Raw genomic sequence first — 25171 nt, forward strand, 5'->3', positions numbered from 1 at the left:
AAAGCGAATAAACGCAATCTTTCCTTGCGAATTCATCCTGTTCGTTTCGTGATCACAACGTATCACGATTCGAAAGCGAGGTCATCGCTTTTTACGTCTGTTTGATCTTAAGTTAAAGGAAAGCCGAAGCTTGGAGGAACAAAAATGGATATAAAAATCAATATAAAAGACAAGTCATTTAAAACGAATCAAGGAAGTGTGCAAGTGCTGCATGATGTTTATTTGAATATAAAAAACGGTGAGTTTATTACGGTGATCGGTCCAAGCGGTTGTGGCAAAAGCACACTGCTGAAGATTATCGCCGGGCTGGATACGAATTACAACGGAGATGTTTTCCTCGGCCAACAGGCTGTTAAAAAGCCAAGTGTTGCCCAAGGTTTTGTTTTTCAAGAACATCGCTTGTTTCCATGGCTGACAGTCGAAGAAAATATTGCCGCTGATCTTTCTTTAAAGGATCCTGCTATTCGCGAAAAAGTACATGAATTAATCGACATCGTTCGATTAAAAGGGTTTGAAAAAGCCTATCCAAAGGAATTGTCAGGAGGCATGTCACAGCGGGTAGCCATCGCACGAGCTTTATTGAGAGATCCGGTCGTTTTATTGTTAGATGAACCATTTGGCGCCTTGGATGCATTTACAAGGCAACATTTGCAAGATGTCCTTTTACAAATATGGGCAAAAACAAAAAAGACTATGATTTTAGTGACGCATGATTTGGATGAATCGGTCTATCTTGGGAATAGAGTCGTCGTCATGAAATCAAAACCGGGAACGGTGCACCGCGAGATTCCCGTTGACTTGCCATTTCCTCGCCAAAGAACAGATTCATCATTTCAAAAAATGAGACAAACCGTCATGCAAGAATTTGAAACAGTCAATCATTTTTCATTATCAAAATAATGTCTGTCACAGCAGTCAAGGAGGAAGTTTATGAAAAAGGCATATCTATTCTTTATTTTCGGAATTATTTGGATAATAGCCGGATGCGGCAACAGCCAAGCAAGCGAAAGTGCAGATCAAAAAAATACTACGATCAATATAGGTATTCAACAAGATGTCGGCCCTCTCCTTTTAGCAAAAGAAAAAAAGCTGTTTGAAAAAGCTTTCCAAAAAGACCATGTTCAAGTGAAATGGACTGAATTTCAAAGCGGCCCGCCGCAAATAGAGGCCATTTCTTCCAACCATCTTGATTTTGCGGGAGTGGGCAATTCTCCTGTTATTTCAGCACAAGCCGCCGATATCGGTTTTAAAGAAATTTCCAATACCCGATTAGGATTAAAATCGGATGCGATACTTGTACCGAAAGGAAGCTCGATTAAAACCCTTAAAGATTTAAAAGGCAAAAAAATTGCTGTCGCCAAAGGAAGCAGCGGATTTAATTTATTATACCTGGCTTTACAGAAAGCAGGATTAAAAGATTCCGATGTGCAAATCATCCAGCTTCAACCGGATGAAGCACAGTCGGCTTTCAATGCAAAAAAGGTAGATGCTTGGTCGATTTGGGAGCCTTTTATATCTTATGAAACATTAAAACATGATGCTAGGATTTTAACGACCGAAAAGCAATTAAACAGTTTTTCGCCGAGTTTTATGCTCGTACGTTCCCAATTTGCAGAAGAACATCCGGATTTAACAGTGAAGTTCTTGAAAGTGTATGAACAGGCACGGCTTTGGGAAAAACAGCATTTCAACGAAGCCGTTGCGATCTATGCCAAGGCGAAGAATTTAGATAAAAAGGTTGTGGCCAGCGCATTGAAAAACAATCCATCCACCAACCTGCCGATCTCTAGCAAGATTATTCATGCTCAGCAAGAAACGGCTGATTTTCAATACAAGAAACATATCATCCAGAAAAAAATCGATACAAGCAAAGTAGTAGATAATCAATATATCAATCAAGCACTATCAAACAAAAAGTAGGTGAATAAAAAATGAGCAAAGCAGGAATGACAGCTGAAATACCGGTCTCCACGCCACGTCAATCTGAGAAGAAATGGAAATCTATTTCGCAATCTTCCGGAAAAAGAAGAAGGTATAGATTACTTTCCGGATTAATACTCCCTGTTATCATCATTATCATTTGGCAATTAATAGGGTCTCTCGGATGGGTGACGAAAACCGTATTGCCGACACCGTGGGAAATTATTTTGGCGGCTAAAAATTTAGCCGTCTCCGGGGTTTTGTTCACCAATATGAAAGTGAGCATTATTCGAGCCGCATGCGGATTTGTCATTGGCGGCGGATTGGGATTGGCTTTGGGAACTCTGGTAGGACTATCGGCAAAATCCGAAAGTTTATTAGATCCAACTTTACAAATGGTGCGGACTATTCCGCATTTGGCGATTACCCCGCTATTCATTCTGTGGTTTGGCTTGGGAGAGGAATCGAAAATTTTATTAATCGGATTAGGCGCATTTTTTCCTCTATACGTCAATACCTTTTTAGGCATTCGTAAAGTGGACGCAAAGCTTTTTGAAGTAGCGCGCATACTTGAATTCAGCAAATGGAAGCAAATCAAGCTGCTGATCGTGCCTTCCGCTCTTCCCAATATATTGTTGGGAATCCGTTTATCGCTAGGAGCCGCTTGGCTCTCACTAGTCGTAGCGGAACTGATGGGTTCTACGGCGGGCCTTGGCTATATGATGATGGACGCCAGACAATTTAGCAACACGGATATCGTATTTGTCGGCATCATCATTTTTGCCATTGTCGGAAAATTAACAGATTCATTGGTCAGGCTGATGGAAAAGCATTTTCTGAAATGGCAAGACACTTACAAAGGTGAAGTATAAGTTGAAATGGGCTTATTTAAGATGCATCATCCATAATCGTTCATTTAAAGGAGTGAAAAACATGGAAATATTTTGGTTTATTCCTTCTCACGGCGATGGAAGGTATTTGGGAACGACAAAAGGCGGACGTGCAGGAACTTATCATTATTTCAAACAAATTGCTCAAGCTGCCGATCAGCTGGGATATAAAGGAGTGCTGATTCCGACGGGTAAATCGTGCGAAGATCCTTGGTTGTTGGCTTCATCACTAGCCGTCGAAACCGAACGATTGAAATTTCTTGTTGCCGTAAGGCCGGGATTAATGTCCCCAACACTCGCGGCCAGAATGACGGCTACGCTTGATAGAATTTCCAAAGGTCGATTGTTGATAAACGTCGTAGCCGGAGGCGATCCGGTAGAATTAGCCGGAGACGGACTGTTCATAAGTCATGATCAAAGATACGAAGCGACAGATGAATTTTTAACGATCTGGGAAAAATTATTAAAAGGCGAAACGGTCACGTTTGACGGACAACATCTAAAGATTGATAGTGGCGAACTTCTTTTTCCACCCGTACAAAAACCATATCCGCCTGTCTTTTTTGGTGGATCGTCTGATGCCGGAAAAAAAGTGGCGGCTAAACACGCCGATGTATATTTAACGTGGGGAGAACCACCAGAGCAAGCGGCCAAGAAAATCGAAGAAGTCAAGAAATTGGCAGAAGAACAAGGCAGAACAGTTGAGTTTGGCATCCGATTGCATGTAATTGTGCGGGAAACGGATAAAGAAGCATGGGAAGCGGCAGACAAACTGATACACTATGTCGATGAAAAAGCCGTTCAAACAGCAGATCAAGTCCTTTCACGGTATGACTCGGTCGGACAGAAACGAATGAGTGTTTTGCATCGCGGGGCAAACAAAAGCAGACAATCATTAGAAATAAGCCCTAATCTTTGGGCGGGGATCGGATTAGTAAGAGGAGGCGCCGGCACAGCCTTAGTAGGGGATCCCGAAACAGTTGCAAAAAGAATGTTGGAATATCAACAAGCAGGATTTAATCGTTTTATATTATCCGGATACCCCCATTTGGAAGAAGCGTATCGGGTGGCTGAATTGTTATTTCCATTGTTGCCTTGGGAACAACAAAATAATGAAAATGAATTCTTTCATTACGGTGAAATTATCGGAAATAATATATCGCCGAAATTTATCAAAGTATAACAAAGTAAGGGTCACCTCCTGTCCGTATAAGCGGCAGGAGGTGTTCGTTTTCGAAAAAGCCATCAGATAGAATGAAAACAGAACAAAAATGACAGAGATAAAGGATCTGAGTATGTGATTTTAAACCTCTTTCCCCTCTATCAAATCATCGTTTTAACGCAACTTCTATGAATAAGCAATGATAAGTAGCTGTTATAAAGCCATTTTCTTGAAAATCACGCTCATAGATTTTTATCATTTCTTTTAATATCGAAGGTCGTTGGAAAAATGGCCCTTGATTGCTATTCGTGGCCCCTATTTTTTTCAAAGAAGTGAAAAAGTCTCTCACAGAAAGGAATCGTTCTTTTTCAATGGTCTCTATTCCGACGATGTTCGAATGTGGATGAACCAATCGAATCGTACGATCGCATAATTCTAATAATTCCTTTAATGAGTAAAACGGCTGCCCAAGTCTGGCATTCGTATAGATTTGCCATTTTTGCAACGCTCGAGAAAAAGAAGTGTGAAGTTCATGGAATGTTTCGGCTCCAAATGTTGAAAAAAGAATCCTTCCATTATTCTTTAACGAATGGCTAAGACGAATCAGAGTATTCTCCATATCATTCAGCCATTGAAAGGTTGCATTGGAGATGATAAGATCATACCGTTCTTTTAGCCCCATTTCCTCAATATCACCGCAGAGAAAATGTACCCGTTCATCGTTGATCCGCTGTTTCGCGATTTCGATCATTCCCGGTGCAAAGTCAATTGCGGTTATCGTTGCTTCGGGAAATTGTTGCGACAGTTTCTTTGTCAAATATCCTGTACCACAGCCAATCTCCAGAATATGGATCGGAGCGAATTCACTTTCTTTCCCATCCAACTGCTTCAATAACTGAGTCCCCATTTTTTTCTGCACGCTTGCAAATTGATCATACGTTTTGGCATGGTCACTAAATCGTTTTTTCAGCAACGGTTTATCGATCATTGTTCTCCTCCTGCAAATAATTGAATCAACTGTGCACATTCGTCCGTTTTCGTTAAAAAAGGAGCATGTCCGGTTTTCGGCAATTTATAGAGAAGCGCCTTGCCACTTGTCTGTTCCACAATGTCTTCTGCAGCGGATAGCGGGCATATTGCATCTTTTTCCCCATGAATGAGCAATAATGGAGCCGAGAGATCTCTCACAGCAAAACGAACATCTGCTGACATTAAATAGTCAAGGCCTGCTTCTAAACTATTTGGTTTATCACAATGAAAGTGATCGATGAAATCGATCTCCTTCCCTTTTTCGTCTTCATAAAGCAACGAGTTTATAAAAGTAGAAATCGTTTGTCCGCGATTACGAATCAATTGCCTTTTCATTCGTTCCACTATCCGTCTATTCCATCCAGCGTGATAACGATCTCCTTGAATAAACCGACTCGTACCGCTGATGAGAACTATGCGCTCGATTTTTTCGGGAACAGAAAAAGCAAGTTCAAGAGCGATCAACGCTCCAAGCGACCAGCCCACGGGAACAAAAGAAGAAAGACCTTTTTCCTCTATGAACTGAAGCGCTTTTCGTTTAAAATCAGCTGCTTTATCAATCCCATCCCATTCCACTTTATAGATGGCAAAAGTCGATTTTAGCCTTTCTTCAAGAGGACCCCAAATCGTTCCTTTCATTCCCCATCCCGGAAGGAAGACTAGAGAATGCTGATGTTTCACGAAACCACCCCCAATTCTTTTCCAACGGCGGCCACTTGCTCAAGCGTCCAATCTAGTTCCTCTTTTGTGAATGTCGACATAAGGGAGAAACGGATTCGTGCTGTCCCCTCCGGAACCGTAGGAGGCCGAATGGCGACAGCAGCAACACCTTTCTCTTCCAATTTCTTACTAAAGAGAACCGTTAACTCATTGGAACCGATCATGATCGGAACGATTTGTGTCTCGCTTGTACCGATATCAAAACCTATTTCATATACTATAGATGAGCAAATTCGCTAACATAAATTTACAACCAAACAAAAAAAGAGACATGAACCCGATTCCTTGATTAGAATAGATGTGTCACCAAAACTATTCACAAGGAGGTTCATGTCTCATGAATAGATTAGCACATCATCAAGGAATCCACAAGTTTTTCACGATGTTGGGGTTGGCACTTTATTTTTCAAAACCTGTCATGAAGCATCTCGTTCATATCGTGGATGCGCTGACCACCAAAGGATTTGCGGGAACATTGACCGATCTTCATCATTGGAGCTTTCATCCGAACCACCGCACGACACTCAGCCATTTTTTCACGAAAAGCCCTTGGGATGAAGAGACGCTGCTTCGCAAACTTCAACAGTGGATGCTTCGTCGTGTCGAACGCATCGCCAAACAGGAGAATCAACCCCTTTTTGTTTCGATCGATGATACGATTTGCCAAAAAACCAAGCCTTCGTCACAGGCAACGCACGCCATTCAAGGGTGTGATTGGCACTATTCTCACACAGAGAAAAAGTCGATCTGGGGACATTCTCTCGTTTGGCTCATGGTTCATACGATGACCCAGGCTTTTCCCTTTGCGTTCCGCCTCTACGACAAGGCGGCTGGGAAAAGCAAGGGGGAACTCGCGATCGAGATGCTTTCTTCTTTGGATGTACACCGTCCTGTTTATGTGCTGATGGACTCTTGGTATCCATCGCAAACGCTCGTGGAAGCTTGTCTGAAAAAGGGATTCCACGTAATCGCAATGCTCAAGGCCAATCGGCTTCTTTATCCAAAAGGCATTGCGGTTCAGGTGAGGGAGTTTGCCCGCTACATCGAACCGAAAGACACTCACCTCGTCACGGTGGGAGAAGAGCGTTATCGGGTTTATCGCTACGAAGGCTCTCTCAAAGGTCTCGATGATGCCGTGGTGCTGCTCGCTTGGAAAGCCGATCAGCCGATGACATCGGAACATCTTCACTGCGTCTTGAGCACCGACCGGGATCTAAGCGATGAAGAGATCTTGCGCTACTATGCCCAGCGTTGGTCGATCGAATGTTTTTTCCGTCAAGCGAAAGACCAGCTGAAACTCGATGGATACCGCGTTCGCGGACGTCGGGCGGTGAAACGCTACTGGATCTTGGTGCAGCTTGCTTACGTGTACAGCATGTTCGAGTCGAACAGCGATTTTTCTGATGGGCTCGATCTTCTGCGCAAGAGAAAAGGACATAGCCTCGTGGAGTTCATTTACCGTGCAGCGAAACAAAATATTCCCATTGATACCGTGAAAAAACAGCTCCACGTGGCATAAGGGGTACCCTGTTTGTCTCTTTTACATGGTAATTATTGTAATTAAAATTGCTCAACTACAGTCATATAGTTTTTTTCGAAAATAATAACTATTCTCTTGCAACTTTTTCCGGCGTATCGTCTCTTGTTGGACAATGGAAATCGCTGCAAGGATCGATCCCAATGCAGCAGGCGGCAATGCGGTGGTAAAAATAAAGCTTCTCACTTTATTGATGAAATAGTCGATGATCCATTGTTTTCCGGTTGCGTAAGCTCCAAAAGACCCCAGAGCTTTGCTGAAAGTCCCCATTTGAACATCTACCTGCTGTTCAATACCTAATAAATGAAGGAGCCCTTCTCCTCTTTCTCCGTAAATACCACTGCTATGAGCTTCATCGACCATCAAAATAGCCCCGTATTTTTCTTTTAATTCAACGAGCCCTTTTAATGGAGCAATATCCCCATCCATACTGAAAACAGAATCAGTAACGATCAGTTTTTTCTTATGAACGGGCGCTTTTTTTAAAAGAGATTCTAAATGATCAAGATCTTGATGTTGATACCGTTTCATTTCCGCTCGGCTAAGAATCGTTCCATCGATGATGCTGGCGTGATTCCATTTATCGCTGAAGACGATATCATGGCGACCGACGAGTGCAGAAATAATGCCAACATTGGCTGTATACCCGCTGTTGAAAATAAGTGCGGCTTTTGTCCCTTTCCACTTCGCTAATTCCGATTCGACTTTTTCATAAAGTGAATAGTTGCCAACCATTAATCGAGAAGCTGTCGATCCGGCACCGTATTGCTGGGCAGCGCGCACGCTTGCTTGAATGAGCCGATCATCGCCAGCCAATCCAAGATAATTGTTCGATGAAAAATTAAGAAGCCTGCGACCATCTTTCAAAACGTATGAGTTCTTCAGAAAATCAATAGAATGCAAATGGCGTTTTTGCTTTTTATCCTCTATCTGCCGCAGTTCCTCTTTCATTTGTTTCTCCCATAAGTACATGAAAAATATCTCACCTCTTTTGTTAACTAATTTTATAAAAAGTTAACATTTTTGAGATAATCGTATCATAACGGAAAATTTTAGACAATCTAAAAACGATCTTCTTTCGCGGCAAGCGGCAATGCCTGGTCCTTATGTTGATAAAGAACAGAGATTGGAGCATGTATGATGAGTTAAAAACCAATCTTCTCATCGAACAAAAAGGAGTTTATAATATTTGGAATATACAGAGAAAAAATGGATATCCCCTTTTAGTTTTATCGGTTTAGCCGTTTCAGAAAAATTAAAAAATATAAAATTGAACTCCCATAAGAGAGTTTTTATTCCATTTTTATGAAAAAACTTTCTTTATCTTTTTCCTTCCCCTTTCCATCAGGCCTAAAAAAGGATATAATATGGTAAAAATGCTTCGAAAGGAGTTATCACGTTGAACAGCCAAAATGAATTGCCCTCGCTTCCTCCTACAACTACGAACCTCTCAAAAGCAATATTTACGGTGAATCGCCATGCTAAAACAGCCACCAATCCAAAATACTTATATTCACTGAAAAAGAAAGCGTTGCTGAAAATGATTCAAGAAGGAAAAGCTAAAAAAGTAGGGCTGCACTTTTCTCAAAATCCTAAATACAGTCAGCAACAGTCTGATGTGCTCGTAACATGTGGAGAATACTCATTTCATATACCTGCCTCTAAAGATGACTTTCAACTTTTGCCGCATTTAGGTCATCTTGACCAGCATACTCATAATCCAAAATGTCATATGAGCCTGTTCCAAGCGAAAAAATTGCTTCAGAATTATACTGGTTTTGAAGAAAATGAAACACGTCCGTCAGGCGGACGAAAAAAATATCGAAAACCCGTTTTTAAACCTCTAGGAGAGTCATTTTTTTCCTAATGGCCACATCAACTAAAGAGGTTGGACCTTTGACCCGTTTTGCGGGTTCGCACGCTCCAGCCGCTTAACGTACGATTGTCGGCTGGAGTTTTACGCCATCAAATAGTTCACATAAATTACTGCATTGTTTGTGAGCCTCCCATCCACCCTTTCATTCCAATCACGGCACTTTATGGACCGATATTCTCACCCCTTTTGCCATACCGTTCAAATTCATTCGATTGAGACGATTCCTTTTTATTGAAAGCACTCTCTAAAGTTTCACCGTAAAAGTGAATCGGCGATCCGTTACACATTTTTATGTCCGGAATAACAAAAAAGCACCTCACTCGGTGCCTTATCGCTATAAAATATACTCGTCAATTTTTTTGATCAATTCATTGATTTCTGGTTTGCTGACTTGTTCATCAGCTCCCACCATTTCTCCTTTGTGCCGTAATTCATTGGTGATCAATGAGGAAAAAATAATGACAGGCAGCTTTTTCAGACTTGGATTATCTTTTATCCGCTTGGTCAAATGATGTCCGTCCATTTGCGGCATCTCGATATCGGTAATCACCAATTGTACTTTTTCTGCAATATCAGATTCTTCTTCTATGAGAGATTCCAAGTAGGAAAGAGCCTCTTGACCATTTTCAAAGAAATCAATATTTACATATCCCGCTTCTCCCAACGTCTCTTCCAATAATTTTCTCAACAGCGGCGAATCTTCCGCCACGATTATTTTCTTGTTCGATCTCTCCCGTTTACCAAGTTTTTTCACTTGTTCGACTTGAATACCGGAAGTCGGGTTAATATCGACCATTATTTTTTCAAAATCCAAAAGCAAAAGCATTTCTCCGTTCATTTTAATGACGCCGATGATTTCACTGCTTTTCCCTTGATAAATTTCGGAAGGCTTTTCAATGCTTTGCCATGAAATCCGGTGGATTTTAGAAACGTTGTTGACACGGAAAACAGCTTTTTGGCGGTTAAACTCCGTTACGATGAATTTATCATTCTCTTTCGGCCGAGAGTTTTCAAACCCTAGCACTCTCATCATGTCGATTACCGGCAGTATTTCCCCGCGCAATTCGATAATTCCTTCAACATGAGGATGTGAATGAGGTATAAACGTGACGGGAACCGGCAATATAATTTCTCTCACTTTTATCACATTAATGCCGTATTTGTTTCCGTTCACTTCAAACTCTACGATTTCCAGTTCATTTGTCCCACTTTCTAACAGAACTGTCGTATTTTTGTCCATAGTGGCAACCCCTCCCAATTACCTTAACTATACCATGAAAATGATAGGCAAAAAAGACTATCTATTTTGAACTATGACGATTCCGTCGATTTTTTTTATTCCCGATTTTCAGCCATCCAATTTTGACAAAAACCAAAAACATAAAGAAGGCTATACATGCCATCCCTATTAACACCATATAATAAGCGTATTTAATATGAAGTTCCGGCATATAATCAAAATTCATTCCATATATTCCTACGATAAAGGTTAACGGCATAAAAATCGTCGTAATAATCGTCAGCGTCATCATAATGTTATTGGTCTTATTGGAATTAAAAGACATATAGTTATCACGGATATCGGCAGAAAATTCCCGATAGGATTCCAGCATTTCTGATAACTTCAACAAATGGTCATAAATATCATGAAAATAAAATCGCTGATCTTCAATAAATGAGACATTTTCTGAATTTAAAAGCCTGTAAAGAAGATCTCTCATCGGCAAAATGGAGCGCCGGAGCTTGGACATGTCGTGGCGGATATCAAATATTTTATCCAGCAATTCATTAACAGCCTCTCTATCGCTGTTTTCTTCGATTTGGTTGAGGGCATCTTCAATATGGAAGACAGGCTGAAAATAATCGTCTACGATCTGGTCAATAATACTGTGGAGAACAAAAATCGGACCCTTTTTCAAACCTTCTTCTTTTTTTATACGCACCCACGAGTTATTAATGGCCCTGTTCGGCTGTTTATGATAGGTGACAAGCATATGGCTGTTCATAAACACTTCTACTTCGTCTGTAGCCAAAGTTGTTTGCTGGATGGAGTGCAAAAGAAAAAATAAATAATTTTTGTAGAAATCCACTTTGGGCCTTTCAATCAATTCGTCTAAACAGTCCTCCACAGCCAATGGATGGAAATGAAAAAAATCACGTAAAAGGGAATTTTCCTGATCGGTTGGCTCCGAAAAATCCACCCAATACCAAACCGTATGTTCATTGTTAAGATCACGAAGCGGAACATCATATACGATTTGGTTATCTTTATCAACAGCGCATGTTCTGATCATAATCTCTCATTCAACCGCCTTTAAATGATGAAGTTTTTTGATTCTTTCCTTTTTAAGAGACTCTATAGACATTATAATGATAACAAAAGGAAAGAAAGGTTAGTGAAAAACATTGGAACAATATCTGAACGAAAACGTCAAAAATATTCAAATCTCTGGAATTAGAAAGTTTTTTAATATGGTGAGCGGAATAGAAGGGATGATCTCCTTAACCATTGGCCAACCGGATTTTCCTACACCGGATCATATAAAAAAAGCGGGAATGAATGCCATTCAAGAAAATTTTACCGTTTATACACATAACGCAGGATATTTGCCGCTTCGCCAAGCCATTAGCCATTATGTACATAAAAAATATAATTTAACCTATTCGCCGGAAAGCGAAATCATTGTCACGATAGGAGCGAGCGAAGCGATTGACGTTGCCTTAAGAACCATTTTATGCCCGGGAGATGAAGTTATCCTTCCAGGTCCCGTCTATCCCGGCTATGAACCGATCATTCGGATGTGCCAAGGGGTCCCTGTTTTTGCCGATACTAGGGACAACCAATTTAAATTAACAAAAGACGTTCTTGAAAAATATGTCACCGCCAACACGAAATGCGTTATTTTGCCTTATCCGTCCAATCCAACAGGAGTAAGTTTAACAGAGGATGAGTTAAAAGAAATCGCTCTATTTCTTAAAGATAAACCTATTTTCGTGATTGCTGACGAAATCTACAGCGAACTTCTTTACGATCGTCCTCATGTCTCCATCGGCCGTTTTTTAAGAGAACAGACAATAGTCATCAACGGCTTGTCGAAATCGCATTCCATGACTGGATGGCGGATTGGCTTTTTAATGGCGCCGGAAAACATCGCCCAACATTTACTAAAAGTTCATCAATATAACGTGTCTTGCGCTTCTTCTATTTCTCAAATGGCTGCATTGGAAGCTTATACAAATGGAGAAGAAGACTCCGCGGCTATGAGGGAAGAATACAAAAAGCGCCGCGCTTATGTATATGAGCGTCTCGAAAGTTTCGGCTTGGAAGTGGTCCACCCGGACGGGGCATTTTATTTCTTTGTAAAAATACCTGATGCGATAAAACTGGATTCTTTTGATTTTTGCCTTCAATTAGCGCGGGAACAAAAAGTAGCCTTGGTTCCCGGGAGTGCCTTTTCCCACTATGGAGAAGGATACTTTAGGCTGTCGTATGCTGCCTCGATGAAAGAGCTTGAAGAAGGATTGAATAGACTGGAGAATTTTCTAAAAAGCAAACATATCCTGTAATCATTCTGCTTGCTTCGATAATATCGTAAAAATGTTGGCATTCAAAAACGGTAAAAAACTGGTCCTTTTGTGGACCAGTTTTTGCTTCTTTTTTTTATTCAGCCCAATATTTGATAAGGGCTTGCGTCCCACTTGATTCTTCTCCTTTTGCCGACAGTTCCTCATACATTTGTTTAGCCAGCGAAAGTCCCGGAAGTGAAAGATTCATTTTTTCGGCTTCTTCAAGAGCAATCTTCATATCTTTTATAAAGTGTTTAATGTAAAAACCCGGTTCAAAGTCTTCTTTTAAAATACGTGGAGCTAAATGAGACAACGACCAGCTCCCGGCTGCTCCTGTGGAAATGCTTTTTAGCACCATTTCCGGATCCAATCCCGCTTTTTTCGCATAAATAAGCGATTCGCACACACCGATCATATTAGTAGCAATAGCAATCTGATTGCACATTTTTGTATGTTGTCCGGAGCCGGCTTTCCCTTGGTAAACAATATTATTTCCTAAAACGTTTAAAAGATCTTGAACCCGATCAAAAATTTCTTTATCCCCTCCGACCATGATGGCAAGCGTCCCGTTTCTAGCGCCGATATCTCCTCCTGAAACAGGGGCATCTAATGTATAGATTCCTTTCGATTGGGCTGTTTGATAAATGTGTACAGCCAATGACGGCTTGGAAGTGGTCATATCGATAAAAATCTGTCCACTTCGGCCGTTTTCAATCAGTCCGTTTTCAGATAAATAAACTTCTTCCACATCACTTGGCATACCGACTATCGTAAAAACGATGTCCGCCTGTTTCACTAATTCTTTCGGACTGTTCGCCCATTTTGCTCCATTCTTTAATAGCTCATTCGCTTTTTCTTTTGTCCGATTATACACCACCAGCGGATAACCGGCCGCTAAAATATGTCCGGCCATACTTTTCCCCATTACTCCTGTTCCAATAAACCCGACAACCGGTTTCGTCATCCTCCTCCTGATTGACAAAATCCGTATAAACGGGCGAACTCCCATCAGAAGAGATTTCACATCTCCCCAGACCTTTACACCGTAAGTCTGATGTAATCATTCAAAAATACAGAATATTCCTTCTGCTATTCGAATACCCGTTTATATAATTGGATTTTGCAATCAGTTGTTCACCTCCTCCGTTTATTGTAAAACGAGCTGAACCTTTCCATAATAAAATGAACGATCTTAATATACCGAAAAAAAGAAGACCTGTTTCAACAGGTCTTTAAAAGAAAAGGGGGGTTGTGAGTGAGAATCTTTAAAATTCCTCTTTCATCATTAGAATTCCCCCCATTTTCTTTTTTAAACATGTTTTTACAAAACATGTGCCTGTTGTTTTCAATATCATATATTTGATGTTTTTTCGATTCGTCGAACGGTCTTTGAAAATATTAAATGGAACGGACCATGCCGCCGTCGACTAAGAAAGTGCTGCCTGTCATATATGTATTGGCTTCCGAAGCTAAAAACGCTACCACATTCGCAAATTCCTCCGGTTTTCCGTATCTTCCGAGAGGAATCTTACTTTTCATGATTTCTGACATTTCTTCTATGGAGATTCCTTGTTTTTCGGCGCCAATTTTATCCAGCTCGATAATTCTATCAGTTGCGATGCGCCCTGGAGCCACTGTGTTCACTAAAATATTGTACGGAGCAAGTTCCGTAGCCAGTGTTTTAGAAAGCCCTACTATCCCTGTTCGGAATGTATTCGATAAGATTAAACCTGGAATTGGCTCTTTAATGGAAGAAGAAGCAATATTGATGATCTTTCCGCCATTTTGTTTTAAATAAGGCAAAGCGGTTCGAATCATTCGTATATAGGAAAGCAGATTCAATTCAAACGCTTTTTGCCACATTTCATCCGTTATTTCTTCAAACGTTCCGGACGGCGGTCCTCCTGCATTGTTGACCAAAATATCGACTCCGCCATAAACGTCTACCGTTCGTTCGACCAGATGTTGAATATCAGCAAGTTTTGTCACATCGCAAGTTGTCCATTCTATCCGGCCGGGCAATGTCTTGTCCCATTTTTGTTTTAGATCTTTCAGCTTTTGTTCGCTTCTGCTGGAAATCATGACATTGGCTCCGTTAGCCGCGAGTTCCTCCGCAATAGCTTTTCCCAACCCTTGACTAGAAGCGGCAACGATTGCCTTTTTTCCTTCTAAACCTAACTTCAAGCAGAATCCCTCCTTTAACCAAAGTACTTTTATTATAAAACATGCAAAATTTTCTTGCATTTTTTTCGCTTCATTACCGTCTAATCACAAAGTCGCTCCGAAATGCCATGAATTTGGCAGAACAACACCAAACGTTTATTCCCTCCAACCACCAAAAAAGAGGCTGGAACTTTTTAAAACTCCAGCCTCCATAAAGGGGGAAATGAGAATAAAGATCTAAGTTGAGTATTCGTGTGGCATTTAACATTTTTACCCCTGATTAAGAATTTATACATCTTAATGGCTATATTGAGAAGACACTGCTTTTTCAACAAGTTCTACTACTTCAGCAGTAGTTCTTTTATTCAATGCTTCAGAAGCCAATTGTTCCATTTCGGATCGATTTAACTTTTTAATAAGAGATCGAGCTTTTAGAATGGATGTGGCACTCATGGAGAATTCATCAAGACCAAGACCGAGCAAGAGCGGAATGGCCGTCTCATCTCCTGCCATTTCTCCACACATTCCTGCCCATTTACCTTCTTTATGAGCGGCATCGATGACCATTTTCACAAGCCGTAAAATCGCCGGATTGTATGGTTGATACAAATAGGATATGCGTTCATTCATACGGTCTGCTGCCAGCGTATATTGAATTAAATCGTTCGTTCCTATGCTGAAAAAGTCCACTTCTTTTGCAAATTGATCTGCCATTACAGCCGTGGACGGAATTTCCACCATAATGCCGACTTCAATTGAATCCGAAACTTTCGTTCCATCCTGAATCAATTTTTCTTTTTCTTCTTCTAAAATAGCTTTTGCTTCACGAAACTCATTAATGGTTGCAATCATAGGGAACATAATTTTCAGATTGCCGTAAACGCTGGCGCGCAGCAATGCCCGAAGCTGTGTGCGGAACAGATCTTGATCTTCCAAGCATAAGCGAATAGCCCGGAAACCTAGGAACGGGTTCATTTCTTTTGGAAGATTTAAATATGGAAGTTCTTTATCTCCGCCAATATCAAGTGTGCGGACAACGACTGGCTTTCCGTTTAAGCCTTCCAATACCGTTTTATAAGCTTCGAATTGTTCGTCTTCGGACGGCAGCTGATCTCGTCCCATATACAGAAATTCAGTACGGAACAAGCCAACTCCTTCTCCTCCGTTATTGATAACGCCTTCTATATCTTTCGGCGTTCCGATATTGGCGACCAGTTCGACTTGATGGCCATCGCTGGAGTATGTTTTTTCATTCTTCAATTTGGCCCATTCTGCTTTTTCCTTAGCAAATTGTTCCGCTTTGTCTTTATAAGATTCAATGACTTCAGGAACAGGATTGACATGAACCTCTCCATTGATGCCGTCAACGATCACTAAATCGCCATTTTGGATTTCTTTTGTCGCTTCCTTTGTCCCCACAACAGCAGGAATTTCCATTGAACGCGACATGATAGCGGAGTGAGAAGTTCTTCCCCCTACGTCGGTCGTAAAACCTTTAACAAATTGTCGGTTCAATTGAGCAGTATCAGAAGGAGTTAAATCTTCTGCTACTATGATTACTTCTTCCGCAATCAAGCTAGGATTCGGAAGTTCCACTCCTAATAAATGAGCAAGAACACGCTTCGTTACATCTCTAATGTCAGCTGCCCGTTCTTTCATATATTCGTTATCCATGTTTTCAAACATGGAAACAAACATATCAGCTGTTTCTTTTAAAGCAAATTCAGCATTGACTTTTTCATTTTTGATTTTATCTTTAATAGAACCTGTCATCTCAGGATCGCTTAATACAAGAAGATGAGCTTCAAAAATGGCTGCTTTTTCTTCGCCCAATTCTTTTTTGGCATGATCCCGAATCGTTTCAAGCTCGCTTTGAGATTGACGGATTGCTTCTTCAAAACGTTTGGTTTCTTCTTCAGAATTCTGAATGTCTTTTCTTTCTACTTTTAAGTCGGGTTCCACTAAACGGTATGCTTTCGCAATTGCAATCCCGTTTGATGCTGCGATTCCTTTTAAAATCGTCGACATTATTCTGCCAAACCTTCTTTTTTCATAGTTTCTTCAATCGTTTTCAACGCATCCGCTTCATCGCTTCCTTCAGCGGAAATCGTTATTTGGGCGCCTTTTCCGATTCCTAGCGCCATAACACCCATGATGGATTTCAAGTTCACTTTTTTGCCATTATATTCAAGCTGAACATCGCTAGAAAATTTGCTTGCAGTTTGTACTAATTTAGTTGCTGGACGAGCATGGATTCCTGTTTCATCAATAACGGTAAATTGTTTTTGCACCATTTATCATCGTCTCCTTTACTTTTTCGTCATCAATACATTAACGAATCTTTCTTCATTCGTCAATACTGGTCTATACCACATGAAAACTCAATGCAATTCCCCCATGAAAGAATATCATGGAAAACCGGATAGTGACAATAAAGAAAGTGTGTCATTTCTATTATATCTTAAAGAAAGAAATCTTATTTTTTTTGGATTTCTGTAAAGAATTCGGACTATTTCATTCTGTTATGCAAATCACATTGGATTTAAAGGGTTAACTTAGCGCTTTCTCTCTTTTTGCAAGTGCCGTCATCAAAGAAGACTTCTCTTCATTTTTCTTTCAAAGAATATAAAAAAAATAGACCCTATGAAAGAAGTCTAGGATTTTGAAATCGCAAATTGTTTATCGTATTCATTTAATAACAGATCAAGTTCTTTGCTTAATTTTATTGTCTCTTCACTGTTTAACCCTTTTTCAATCCCGACCGCAATCATCGCGATTCTTTTTTCTTCAATTAACTGGATGAGTATAGCCGGGGAACGGTTAGTATTCACATTTCGTCACCACATTTCGAATTTTATCCCCAGAAAAATCGAAGTCTTTCATCTACAATAGATTACTATATTATTGATAATTTTACAATCAATGACATTGTGAATTTATATATGTTTTTACAATATTTGATAATTATATGAAACTTTTATTAACGATGGCTTTCTAACAACTTGTTCGAATCAAATGATAGGAAAAGTTACCAACGTGGGACATTCTTCGGTGCTTCCATCCTTAAAGGCAGGGGCTTTTTGTGGAAAATCGCCGGTCAAATGGCAGCCCAAAAAGGAGAACCGGATGATCGTATACTCCTTATTAAATATTTTTAAAGACATTTACTTTCGAGGTTCTTTATCATAATAAAACAGCACATCTCCCCCTCTTTGGGCCACTCCACGAAAATGTTTGAAATCCGGCCGCTTAACAAGATGGGAGCGAAACTGCATAAAATCCTCTTTTTTCACTAAAAACTCGTGAATTTCCTCGTTTTTCAATTTGTCCAAAATGGATTGTATTTCTTCTTCTTTCAAGAGATTCCCCCCTATTCGTGCTTATCTGCCAAATCCGAATATGGTCTTTAAGCTAGAAAGCGAGCGCAATAGGTTCGATCATCTTTTAAAGTTCAAAAAAACACCAAGACAGCAAAATCATCAATGCGCACAGTACAGCTATACGTTCGTAGTCATGATGATTTTAGAGTGAACTTTTCATTTTTGGAATTCATTATCCAAGCCAGCCGACGATGTTTCCATGTTTTGAGAAAAAGAAAGATCTCCTTCGAAAATAGCGATTTTCAAACAAAAATTATTATAAGACTATTGCTTTCAAAATGCTATAAAAAAGATTATTGAAAAATTATACATTTTTATGTAAAAAGACTTTACCTTTTGATTCTTATAGGGCAAACTATTATTAATTATTTTCCACATCTTGCAAGCAGGAATGCGGGCTTGCTGTTGTTTAATCGCGTCTTATGCAAAATTTGTACTCCGTCCTATGAGTGACTTATTTCGGACTATAATTCAAAGGAGAGAGGGTTATGATCAAAGCAGAAGTAGGAAATATCATTGAGTTTAAAGGCGGATTGAGGGGGATCGTCGAGAAGGTGAACGAAAATTCGGTGATTGTGGATTTAACTTATATGGAAAACTTCAGAGAGTTGGATTTAGAAGAAAAAACAGTGGTCAACCATAAAAATTATACGATCGTACAAAAATAGGTCCATGCTCTCACATCGAAGGTTTGACATCTATAGAAACGTCTTTTCGGAGAAAGCCCAGTATATCTTTTTTCAGTTTCGGCTTTACAAAAAAAGGATTTTGAACCGAATTTGAAAAGAAATTGTAAATCATTTGAAGCAGATTTCCTTTAAAATAGAATCAGAAGCAGAAACAGGCAATGTATATTCATTGAGATTTCCTGTTCTCAATGCTTATTCCCTGATGCCAATCTCGATGCATTGCCGGTTATACAACAAAAGGATAGAGGAGGAAATGGCATGAAAAGTTGGACCAACACTGTTCTTGCATTGGCATTATTGTCAACTCTCAGTTTAGCCGGATGCGGAACGAATGAAAAAACATCTGAAAACGAAAACCAGGCATCATCTAATACTGTCGAAACAAAAGAGCATAAGGACGCTGCAAAACAAGCCGTTCAATCAAACGAATCCAATCAAGAAAGCGAAAATCAAAATACCGCCAGCTCAGAAAACAAGCAAAATGAACAGGAATCAGCGAAAGCAAACGATTCCTCAAACAATCAGACTGAAAAAAAGGCTTCAACCAATGACAGCGTTCAACCTAAGGATAGCTCACAATCCAAAGACAGTACACAATCCGAAAACGTCCGCCCATTCGAGAAAAAAATTCAATATTCCATAGGCGGACAAAACAAAACCGATACAGCTGTATTGGAAGAAAGCGACAACCAAGGGTTTTCCATGTATGTTCTTCCCCACTATGAACTAACAGCCGAAGAACCATACAAAGACGTTGTGTACTTTAAAGACAAAGACCAGCTGTTTATGCGAATTGAATTAATGCAAAAAACCCAAAATTGGGATACATTTAAACAATCGGCTTTCGATCAGTTGAAAGCTATTAATGATGAGGTAAAAACGATTTCGCCGCCAAATACAAGCACGTTTAAAAACGCTACCGCCTATCGGACTAGCACTCAAGATGCAGTGGTCACTGCTTATGTGATACCATCGAGCACCCAGCCGATAAAGATTACCATTTATGATGACAAAGACAGCTCGCATTCAGATGCCTTTTTAAAAATGGCGGATACCATTCAAGTGAAATAACTTTCTTTAGGGAAGCTGATCATCGCTTCCCTTCCCTCTGCCTCTCCCCTTTCTCATTTCATTTATCACCATTTAATCTTTTTCTTTCGACGTTTTATCCCATAGCAGAGAAATCCCGCTCCCATTATTTGATAGGCTTTACCCAAAGAAGAAAGAAGAACAAAAAACTAAAGTATCCGAATAATGGATAAAGAAAAGATAACAATCGCCCGTAATGAAGCTGGCTTAAGCAAAAAGCAATCAAAAAAACGCTGATATAAAGAAGAATAGGCTGAATTGGCCAGTAATGACTCAATTGTCTTTCCAATCCATATATATTTCCGATAATCGAAGTAAAAATTTCTCCATAAATAATACATAAATAAATGCCTGAAATTCCATAGGCGACGTTATTCATAACGCTTGCCATCGGTATTTCCAAGCTAGTTACGTCAGGAAGCTGCAACAAAACAAAGTGGCTGGAAAGGAGAATGATCGTCAAAAATAATCCTCCAATGATTCCCCCCCATCGGATGGTTCTTTCGTCATTGATCTCTGCGGCAACAGGAACTAATACTGCTTGAGCAAGAGCCAAATTAAAAGCCGTATAAGCGAAAGGACTTACTATGGATTGAATACTAATATCGGAAGAAGCTGACGAAAAAAGAGAAGAAAAAAATTCCGGTGTTTGGGATGAAACCAAAAACACAATAAGGTTAAAAGTGATCATCAGCGGAACAACAAATGAATTGACAGCCAATAGTCCTTTCGTTCCATTGATGATCACAATAACCCCTCCAAAAATCGTCAACCAAATCCCCAATTGCTTCGATAATCCTAATTGTTCCTCAAAAAGCGCTCCAGCCCCAGCTAGCATAACGCCGGATACACAGATTAACATGAACAGCATGGCCATATTAAAAAAGAAAGCAAGTTTTTTGCCAAATAAATATTCATTTAATTCTTCATAAGATTGAGCTTTTAACTTGATCGATACTCTCATCGTCTTCGTTCCCATAACAATAAACAAATAGCCGCTTACCATGATTCCGAGGAACCCAATGAATCCAAACTGAGTAAAAAACTCCACGATTTCCTTTCCCGTTGCAAATCCCGCTCCAATCACTGTTCCTACGTAAACAAACGCAATTTGAAGAGCGCCATAAAAAGCCTTCACGAATACTCCCCCAATTCTTTCCCCTCTGTCCATATGTATGTGAAACCATCCCCTTTCATAAGCGGAAAGCAAAAAATTTTATTTTAAGAAACTGTAGTTGAGCAATTTTCATTACAATAATTACCATGTAAAAAGAGACAAACGGAGTACCCCTTATGCCACATGAAGCTGTTTTTTAACGACATCAATGGGAATATCTTGTTTCGCTGCATCGTAAATAAACTCCACGAGGCTATGTCCTTTCTTCTTTCGAAGGAAGTCAAGCCCGGTAGAGAAATCGCTGTTGGATTCGACCATACTGTACACATAAGCGAGTTGCACCAAGATCCAATACCGTTTCACCGCCCGACGCCCGCGAACGCGGTACCCATCGAGCTTCAGCTGGTCTTTCGCTTGTCGAAAAAAGCATTCGATCGACCAACGCTGGGCATAGTAGCGCAAGATCTCTTCATCGCTTAGCTCCCGGTCGGTGCTCAAGACGCAGTGAAGATGTTCAGGTGTCATCGGCTGATCGGCTTTCCAAGCCAACAACACAACGGCATCATCGAGACCTTTCAGCGCTCCCTCGTAGCGATACACGCGATAACGCTCTTCTCCCACCGTGACGAGATGGGTGTCGTTCGGTTCGATATAGCGGGCAAACTGTTTGGCTTGGATGGCGATGCCTTTTGGATAAAGAACCCGATTCGTCTTGAGCATCGCAATGACGTGGAATCCTTTTTTCAGGCAGGCTTCCACGAGTGTTTTCGATGGGTACCAAGAGTCCATGAGCACATAAACGGGTCGACTCACATCCAACGAAGAAAGCATCTCGATCGCGAGTTCCCCTTTGCTTTTCCCCGCCGTCTTGTCGTAGAGGCGAAAGGCAAAAGGAAACGCTTGGGTCATCGTATGAACCATGAGCCAAACGAGAGAATGTCCCCAGATCGACTTTTTCTCTGCGTGAGAATAGTGCCAATCACACCCTTGAATGGCGTGTGTTGCCCGTGACGAGGGCTTCGTTTTTTGGCAAATCGTATCATCGATCGAAACAAAAATGGGTTGATTCTCTCGTTTCGAGCTGCGTTCGACACGATGAAGCACCCACTGCTGGAGTTTGCGAAGCAACGTCTCTTCTTCCCATGGGCTTTTCGTGAAAAAATGGCTGAGTGTCGTGCGATGGTTCGGATGAAAACTCCCGTGATGTAGATCGGTCAGTGTTCCCGAAAAGCCCTTTGTAATCATCGCATCCACGATATGAACGAGATGCTTCATGACAGGTTTTGAGAAATAAAGTGCCAACCCCAACATCGTCAAAAACTTGTGGATTCCTAGGTGATGTGCTAATCTATTCATGAGACATGAACCCCCTTGTGAGTAGTTGTGGCACATCTATTCTAACCAAGGAATCGGGTTCATGTCTTCTTTTTTGTTTGGTTGTAAATTTATGTTAGCGAATTTGCTCATCTACAGTTAAGAAAATCACTTCGTGAGGGTGAGAAAAAAATTTTTTAAAAAAGAACAAAAAAATTTCATCAAAACACTTGAAAGTCAAAAATGGTCAGACTATAATAAAAGCGAAAGGTCAAATTTAGTCAAACTTTTTCGATGATCTTTGACGAAAATCAGTTAACGCTAACAGATGATCCTTTTAAATTCATCTGCTGTTTACGAGCATCTTAAAAGTCAAAGTTAGTCAAAGTCAAAGCCTTTTAAGGAGGTTGAAATAAATGCTCTGTGAAAAATGCCATCAAAAACCTGCCAATATAAGCCTTCATTTGCAAATCAATGGACAATCGAAAGATTACCATTTTTGCGAAGAATGTTATGAGAAAGAAAAACAATCGATCGCTCAATTGCAAGGAGGGATGCCTATGTTCATGAATTTTGGTGGATTTCCGTTCGACGATTTCTTTAAAGGCTTCGGAGAACAACCTCCATTTGAAAACGGAACGCTAAACGCTTTTCCATACCAAGCACAGCCAAAACAAGCCGGAAACGGCAACAGTTTTCTTGACCAGTTTGGCCGCAACTTAACAAATGCAGCAAGAGCCGGCATCATCGATCCTGTTATTGGCCGCGACGAAGAAATCAACCGTGTGATTGAAATTTTAAATAGAAGAAATAAAAACAATCCGGTTCTGATCGGTGAACCAGGTGTCGGAAAAACGGCAATCGCCGAAGGGTTGGCTCTGAAAATCGCCGAAGGATCCGTTCCTTCCAAATTGAAAAATAAAGAAGTATATTTGCTGGATGTCGCTTCACTCGTCGCGAATACAGGAATTCGCGGACAATTTGAGCAAAGAATGAAACAATTAATTGCAGAACTGCAAAAAAGAAAAAATATTATACTCTTTATCGATGAAATTCATCTTTTAGTGGGAGCCGGATCCGCTGAAGGGTCTATGGATGCCGGAAATATTTTGAAACCGGCGCTCGCACGTGGAGAATTGCAAGTGATCGGTGCTACCACATTGAAAGAATATCGACAAATTGAAAAGGATGCTGCTTTGGAACGCCGCTTCCAACCGGTTCAAGTGGATGAACCAGCACCGGAAAAAGCCTTGGAAATTCTGAAAGGTTTGAAGAAACGCTATGAGGATTACCATGGCGTCCAATATACGGATGATGCGCTAGCAGCCTGCGTCCATTTATCACATCGTTATATCCAAGACCGATTCTTGCCAGACAAAGCCATTGATTTAATGGACGAAGCTGGTTCCAAATTGAACTTAACCATTACGACAAACGATAAAGACGCCATTCAAGCGCGGTTGAACCAAATAGCGAAAGAAAAAGAAAAAGCTTTGCAAGAAGAACGCTATGAACTGGCTGCTAAATTAAGAGACGAAGAAGCCAGCCTTGAAAAACAACTGAACAGCGAGGCGGATTCAAACATTCGTCCGGTCGTCACTGTCGCTCATATACAAGAGATTATTGAAAAGAAAACGGGAATTCCGGTCGGCAAATTACAGCAAGATGAACAAGAAAAAATGAAACATTTAGAAGAAAACTTAGCGAAAAAAGTCATCGGCCAAGATGAAGCAGTCAAAAAAGTGGCGAAAGCCATTAAAAGAAGCCGCGCTGGCCTTAAAGCGAAAAATCGACCTATTGGCTCTTTCTTGTTCGTCGGTCCTACCGGAGTTGGGAAAACGGAATTAAGCAAAACGCTTGCCGAAGAATTGTTCGGTTCAAAAGATGCCATGATTCGTCTCGATATGAGTGAATATATGGAAAAACACAGCGTGTCAAAATTGATCGGTTCTCCTCCTGGCTATGTAGGTCATGAAGAAGCTGGTCAATTAACAGAAAAAGTTCGTCGCAATCCATACAGCATCATTTTGTTGGACGAAATTGAAAAAGCCCATCCAGACGTTCAACATATGTTCTTGCAAATTTTAGAAGATGGCCGGTTGACAGATAGTCAAGGACGAACTGTAAGCTTTAAAGACACCGTTATTATCGCAACAAGCAACGCAGGACAATCGGTTAAAACGATTACGGTTGGATTTGAAAAAGGAAATGACAAAAGCGAAAGTTCCGTGCTGGATTCGTTGAAAAATTACTTTAAACCAGAATTCCTCAACCGTTTTGACAGCATTATTGAGTTTAAACCTTTAGAAAAAGAAGAATTGAAGAAGATTGTCGATTTGATGTTGGCGGAATTAAACGAATCATTAAAAGAACAAGAAATGACGATCGAAGTAACCCCTGAAGCAAAAATGAAACTAGCTGAACTCGGCTATCATCCAGAGTTTGGCGCCCGTCCGTTGCGCCGAGTCATTCAAGAACATTTAGAAGATCCGATTGCCGATTATATGTTGGACCATCCGGATGTAAAACATTTAAAAGCCGTGCTGGAAAATGATCACATCGTCATTGCTGCAAACTGATATTGGTCTTGAATGAAAAGAGGCAGACACTAAAAGAGGATACGGTCTATTAAATAGATTTAACTCCACAAAGCCGTATTCTCTCCGTGTCAGCCTCTTTTTTTACTTTACAGCAAGCCAGAAGGATCATCGAATCGCA

General features: G+C 40.5%; 22 protein-coding genes and 2 pseudogenes. 10 read left to right on the top strand and 14 right to left on the bottom strand.

Annotation, left to right across the window (positions count from 1 at the left end):
- Positions 1–144: 144 nt before the first annotated feature.
- From N1I87_RS11850 to ssuD, 4 genes are all read left to right on the top strand, one after another.
- Complete coding sequence (locus tag N1I87_RS11850) at positions 145–900, top strand: ABC transporter ATP-binding protein (RefSeq protein ID WP_048623053.1); 756 nt, start codon at positions 145–147, stop codon at positions 898–900.
- A gap of 30 nt (positions 901–930) precedes the next feature.
- Positions 931–1920, top strand: a complete 990-nt coding sequence (locus tag N1I87_RS11855) for an aliphatic sulfonate ABC transporter substrate-binding protein (protein WP_328201902.1) — start codon at positions 931–933, stop codon at positions 1918–1920.
- Between the two features lie 26 nt (positions 1921–1946).
- Entirely contained in the window at positions 1947–2792 is an 846-nt protein-coding gene (locus N1I87_RS11860) for an ABC transporter permease (protein ID WP_445285716.1), read from the top strand.
- A gap of 61 nt (positions 2793–2853) precedes the next feature.
- Positions 2854–3993, top strand: coding sequence for an FMNH2-dependent alkanesulfonate monooxygenase (ssuD, locus tag N1I87_RS11865; protein WP_341101916.1), 1140 nt, complete (start codon positions 2854–2856; stop codon positions 3991–3993).
- Positions 3994–4138: 145 nt separating this feature from the next.
- Here ssuD and bioC read toward each other — a convergent pair whose 3' ends face one another.
- The 3 genes and pseudogenes from bioC to N1I87_RS11880 form a co-directional block, all read right to left on the bottom strand.
- Positions 4139–4960, bottom strand: coding sequence for a malonyl-ACP O-methyltransferase BioC (gene bioC / locus N1I87_RS11870; protein ID WP_341101920.1), 822 nt, complete (start codon positions 4958–4960; stop codon positions 4139–4141).
- Positions 4957–5682, bottom strand: a complete 726-nt coding sequence (locus tag N1I87_RS11875; protein WP_003354378.1) for an alpha/beta fold hydrolase — start codon at positions 5680–5682, stop codon at positions 4957–4959. The genes bioC and N1I87_RS11875 overlap by 4 nt, the downstream gene beginning before the upstream one ends.
- A pseudogene (locus N1I87_RS11880) lies at positions 5679–5933 on the bottom strand (aminotransferase class I/II-fold pyridoxal phosphate-dependent enzyme); the annotation flags it as partial. The pseudogene N1I87_RS11880 and the gene N1I87_RS11875, both read right to left, overlap by 4 nt.
- Positions 5934–6058: 125 nt before the next feature.
- Between N1I87_RS11880 and N1I87_RS11885 the strand changes: the two are divergent.
- Positions 6059–7240, top strand: a complete 1182-nt coding sequence (locus N1I87_RS11885; protein ID WP_040037972.1) for an IS701 family transposase — start codon at positions 6059–6061, stop codon at positions 7238–7240.
- Between the two features lie 66 nt (positions 7241–7306).
- Here N1I87_RS11885 and N1I87_RS11890 read toward each other — a convergent pair.
- A pseudogene (locus N1I87_RS11890) lies at positions 7307–8230 on the bottom strand (aminotransferase class I/II-fold pyridoxal phosphate-dependent enzyme); the annotation flags it as partial.
- Positions 8231–8657: 427 nt separating this feature from the next.
- Between N1I87_RS11890 and N1I87_RS11895 the strand changes: the two are divergent.
- Positions 8658–9125, top strand: coding sequence for a YkyB family protein (locus tag N1I87_RS11895; RefSeq protein WP_341101924.1), 468 nt, complete (start codon positions 8658–8660; stop codon positions 9123–9125).
- 343 nt (positions 9126–9468) lie between these two features.
- On the opposite strand, the gene N1I87_RS11900 is transcribed toward N1I87_RS11895, so the two are convergent.
- Both N1I87_RS11900 and corA read right to left on the bottom strand, forming a co-directional pair.
- Complete coding sequence (locus tag N1I87_RS11900) at positions 9469–10374, bottom strand: chemotaxis protein (RefSeq protein ID WP_270583472.1); 906 nt, start codon at positions 10372–10374, stop codon at positions 9469–9471.
- Between the two features lie 61 nt (positions 10375–10435).
- On the bottom strand, positions 10436–11428 hold the full coding sequence (gene corA, locus N1I87_RS11905; RefSeq protein WP_270583471.1) for a magnesium/cobalt transporter CorA: 993 nt from the start codon (positions 11426–11428) through the stop codon (positions 10436–10438).
- Between the two features lie 112 nt (positions 11429–11540).
- On the opposite strand from corA, the gene N1I87_RS11910 reads away from it, so the two are divergent.
- Positions 11541–12701, top strand: a complete 1161-nt coding sequence (locus N1I87_RS11910; RefSeq protein ID WP_341101928.1) for an aminotransferase A — start codon at positions 11541–11543, stop codon at positions 12699–12701.
- 94 nt (positions 12702–12795) lie between these two features.
- Here N1I87_RS11910 and N1I87_RS11915 read toward each other — a convergent pair whose 3' ends face one another.
- The 6 genes from N1I87_RS11915 to N1I87_RS11940 form a co-directional block, all read right to left on the bottom strand.
- Complete coding sequence (locus N1I87_RS11915; RefSeq protein WP_341094882.1) at positions 12796–13665, bottom strand: NAD(P)-dependent oxidoreductase; 870 nt, start codon at positions 13663–13665, stop codon at positions 12796–12798.
- A gap of 434 nt (positions 13666–14099) precedes the next feature.
- Complete coding sequence (locus N1I87_RS11920) at positions 14100–14885, bottom strand: SDR family oxidoreductase (RefSeq protein ID WP_003354369.1); 786 nt, start codon at positions 14883–14885, stop codon at positions 14100–14102.
- A gap of 276 nt (positions 14886–15161) precedes the next feature.
- A complete protein-coding gene (ptsP, locus tag N1I87_RS11925; RefSeq protein ID WP_270583467.1) occupies positions 15162–16892 on the bottom strand; it encodes a phosphoenolpyruvate--protein phosphotransferase in 1731 nt (576 codons plus the stop codon).
- Positions 16892–17158 (bottom strand): phosphocarrier protein HPr, encoded by a 267-nt coding sequence (locus N1I87_RS11930; protein WP_003354366.1) that lies wholly within the window; start codon positions 17156–17158, stop codon positions 16892–16894. The genes ptsP and N1I87_RS11930 overlap by 1 nt, the downstream gene beginning before the upstream one ends.
- Before the next feature lie 360 nt (positions 17159–17518).
- Complete coding sequence (locus N1I87_RS11935; protein WP_234395482.1) at positions 17519–17695, bottom strand: aspartyl-phosphate phosphatase Spo0E family protein; 177 nt, start codon at positions 17693–17695, stop codon at positions 17519–17521.
- Between the two features lie 333 nt (positions 17696–18028).
- Positions 18029–18223 carry a hypothetical protein gene (locus N1I87_RS11940; protein WP_003354365.1) on the bottom strand — a complete coding sequence of 65 codons (195 nt, stop codon included), beginning with the start codon at positions 18221–18223 and terminating at the stop codon, positions 18029–18031.
- Between the two features lie 509 nt (positions 18224–18732).
- Between N1I87_RS11940 and N1I87_RS11945 the strand changes: the two genes are divergently transcribed.
- Both N1I87_RS11945 and N1I87_RS11950 read left to right on the top strand, forming a co-directional pair.
- Positions 18733–18912 carry a YkvS family protein gene (locus N1I87_RS11945; protein WP_003354364.1) on the top strand — a complete coding sequence of 60 codons (180 nt, stop codon included), beginning with the start codon at positions 18733–18735 and terminating at the stop codon, positions 18910–18912.
- 279 nt (positions 18913–19191) lie between these two features.
- Positions 19192–20004, top strand: coding sequence for a hypothetical protein (locus N1I87_RS11950; RefSeq protein ID WP_341101931.1), 813 nt, complete (start codon positions 19192–19194; stop codon positions 20002–20004).
- A 124-nt stretch (positions 20005–20128) separates the two neighbouring features.
- Here the strand turns inward: N1I87_RS11950 and N1I87_RS11955 are convergent, their stop codons facing one another.
- Both N1I87_RS11955 and N1I87_RS11960 read right to left on the bottom strand, forming a co-directional pair.
- Positions 20129–21160, bottom strand: a complete 1032-nt coding sequence (locus N1I87_RS11955; RefSeq protein WP_048624413.1) for a YkvI family membrane protein — start codon at positions 21158–21160, stop codon at positions 20129–20131.
- Positions 21161–21313: 153 nt separating this feature from the next.
- Positions 21314–22495 (bottom strand): IS701 family transposase, encoded by a 1182-nt coding sequence (locus N1I87_RS11960; protein ID WP_341100314.1) that lies wholly within the window; start codon positions 22493–22495, stop codon positions 21314–21316.
- 374 nt (positions 22496–22869) lie between these two features.
- Between N1I87_RS11960 and N1I87_RS11965 the strand changes: the two genes are divergently transcribed.
- Entirely contained in the window at positions 22870–25032 is a 2163-nt protein-coding gene (locus tag N1I87_RS11965) for an ATP-dependent Clp protease ATP-binding subunit (RefSeq protein WP_341101934.1), read from the top strand.
- Positions 25033–25171 lie beyond the last annotated feature (139 nt).

Origin of the sequence: Bacillus sp. FSL W8-0102 (genome assembly GCF_038007225.1) — a bacterium.
In the GTDB taxonomy this organism is placed as follows: domain Bacteria; phylum Bacillota; class Bacilli; order Bacillales; family DSM-4216; genus Bacillus_O; species Bacillus_O smithii.

Coding starts and splice junctions, on each gene's coding strand:
- N1I87_RS11950 (WP_341101931.1), top strand. CDS start 19,192: ATGAAAAGTTGGACCAACACTGTTCTTGCATTGGCATTATTGTCAACT.
- N1I87_RS11945 (WP_003354364.1), top strand. CDS start 18,733: ATGATCAAAGCAGAAGTAGGAAATATCATTGAGTTTAAAGGCGGATTG.
- bioC (WP_341101920.1), bottom strand. CDS start 4,960: ATGATCGATAAACCGTTGCTGAAAAAACGATTTAGTGACCATGCCAAA.
- N1I87_RS11860 (WP_445285716.1), top strand. CDS start 1,947: ATGACAGCTGAAATACCGGTCTCCACGCCACGTCAATCTGAGAAGAAA.
- corA (WP_270583471.1), bottom strand. CDS start 11,428: ATGATCAGAACATGCGCTGTTGATAAAGATAACCAAATCGTATATGAT.
- N1I87_RS11965 (WP_341101934.1), top strand. CDS start 22,870: ATGCTCTGTGAAAAATGCCATCAAAAACCTGCCAATATAAGCCTTCAT.
- N1I87_RS11930 (WP_003354366.1), bottom strand. CDS start 17,158: ATGGTGCAAAAACAATTTACCGTTATTGATGAAACAGGAATCCATGCT.
- ssuD (WP_341101916.1), top strand. CDS start 2,854: ATGGAAATATTTTGGTTTATTCCTTCTCACGGCGATGGAAGGTATTTG.
- N1I87_RS11850 (WP_048623053.1), top strand. CDS start 145: ATGGATATAAAAATCAATATAAAAGACAAGTCATTTAAAACGAATCAA.
- N1I87_RS11960 (WP_341100314.1), bottom strand. CDS start 22,495: ATGAATAGATTAGCACATCACCTAGGAATCCACAAGTTTTTGACGATG.
- ptsP (WP_270583467.1), bottom strand. CDS start 16,892: ATGTCGACGATTTTAAAAGGAATCGCAGCATCAAACGGGATTGCAATT.
- N1I87_RS11885 (WP_040037972.1), top strand. CDS start 6,059: ATGAATAGATTAGCACATCATCAAGGAATCCACAAGTTTTTCACGATG.
- N1I87_RS11855 (WP_328201902.1), top strand. CDS start 931: ATGAAAAAGGCATATCTATTCTTTATTTTCGGAATTATTTGGATAATA.
- N1I87_RS11900 (WP_270583472.1), bottom strand. CDS start 10,374: ATGGACAAAAATACGACAGTTCTGTTAGAAAGTGGGACAAATGAACTG.
- N1I87_RS11915 (WP_341094882.1), bottom strand. CDS start 13,665: ATGACGAAACCGGTTGTCGGGTTTATTGGAACAGGAGTAATGGGGAAA.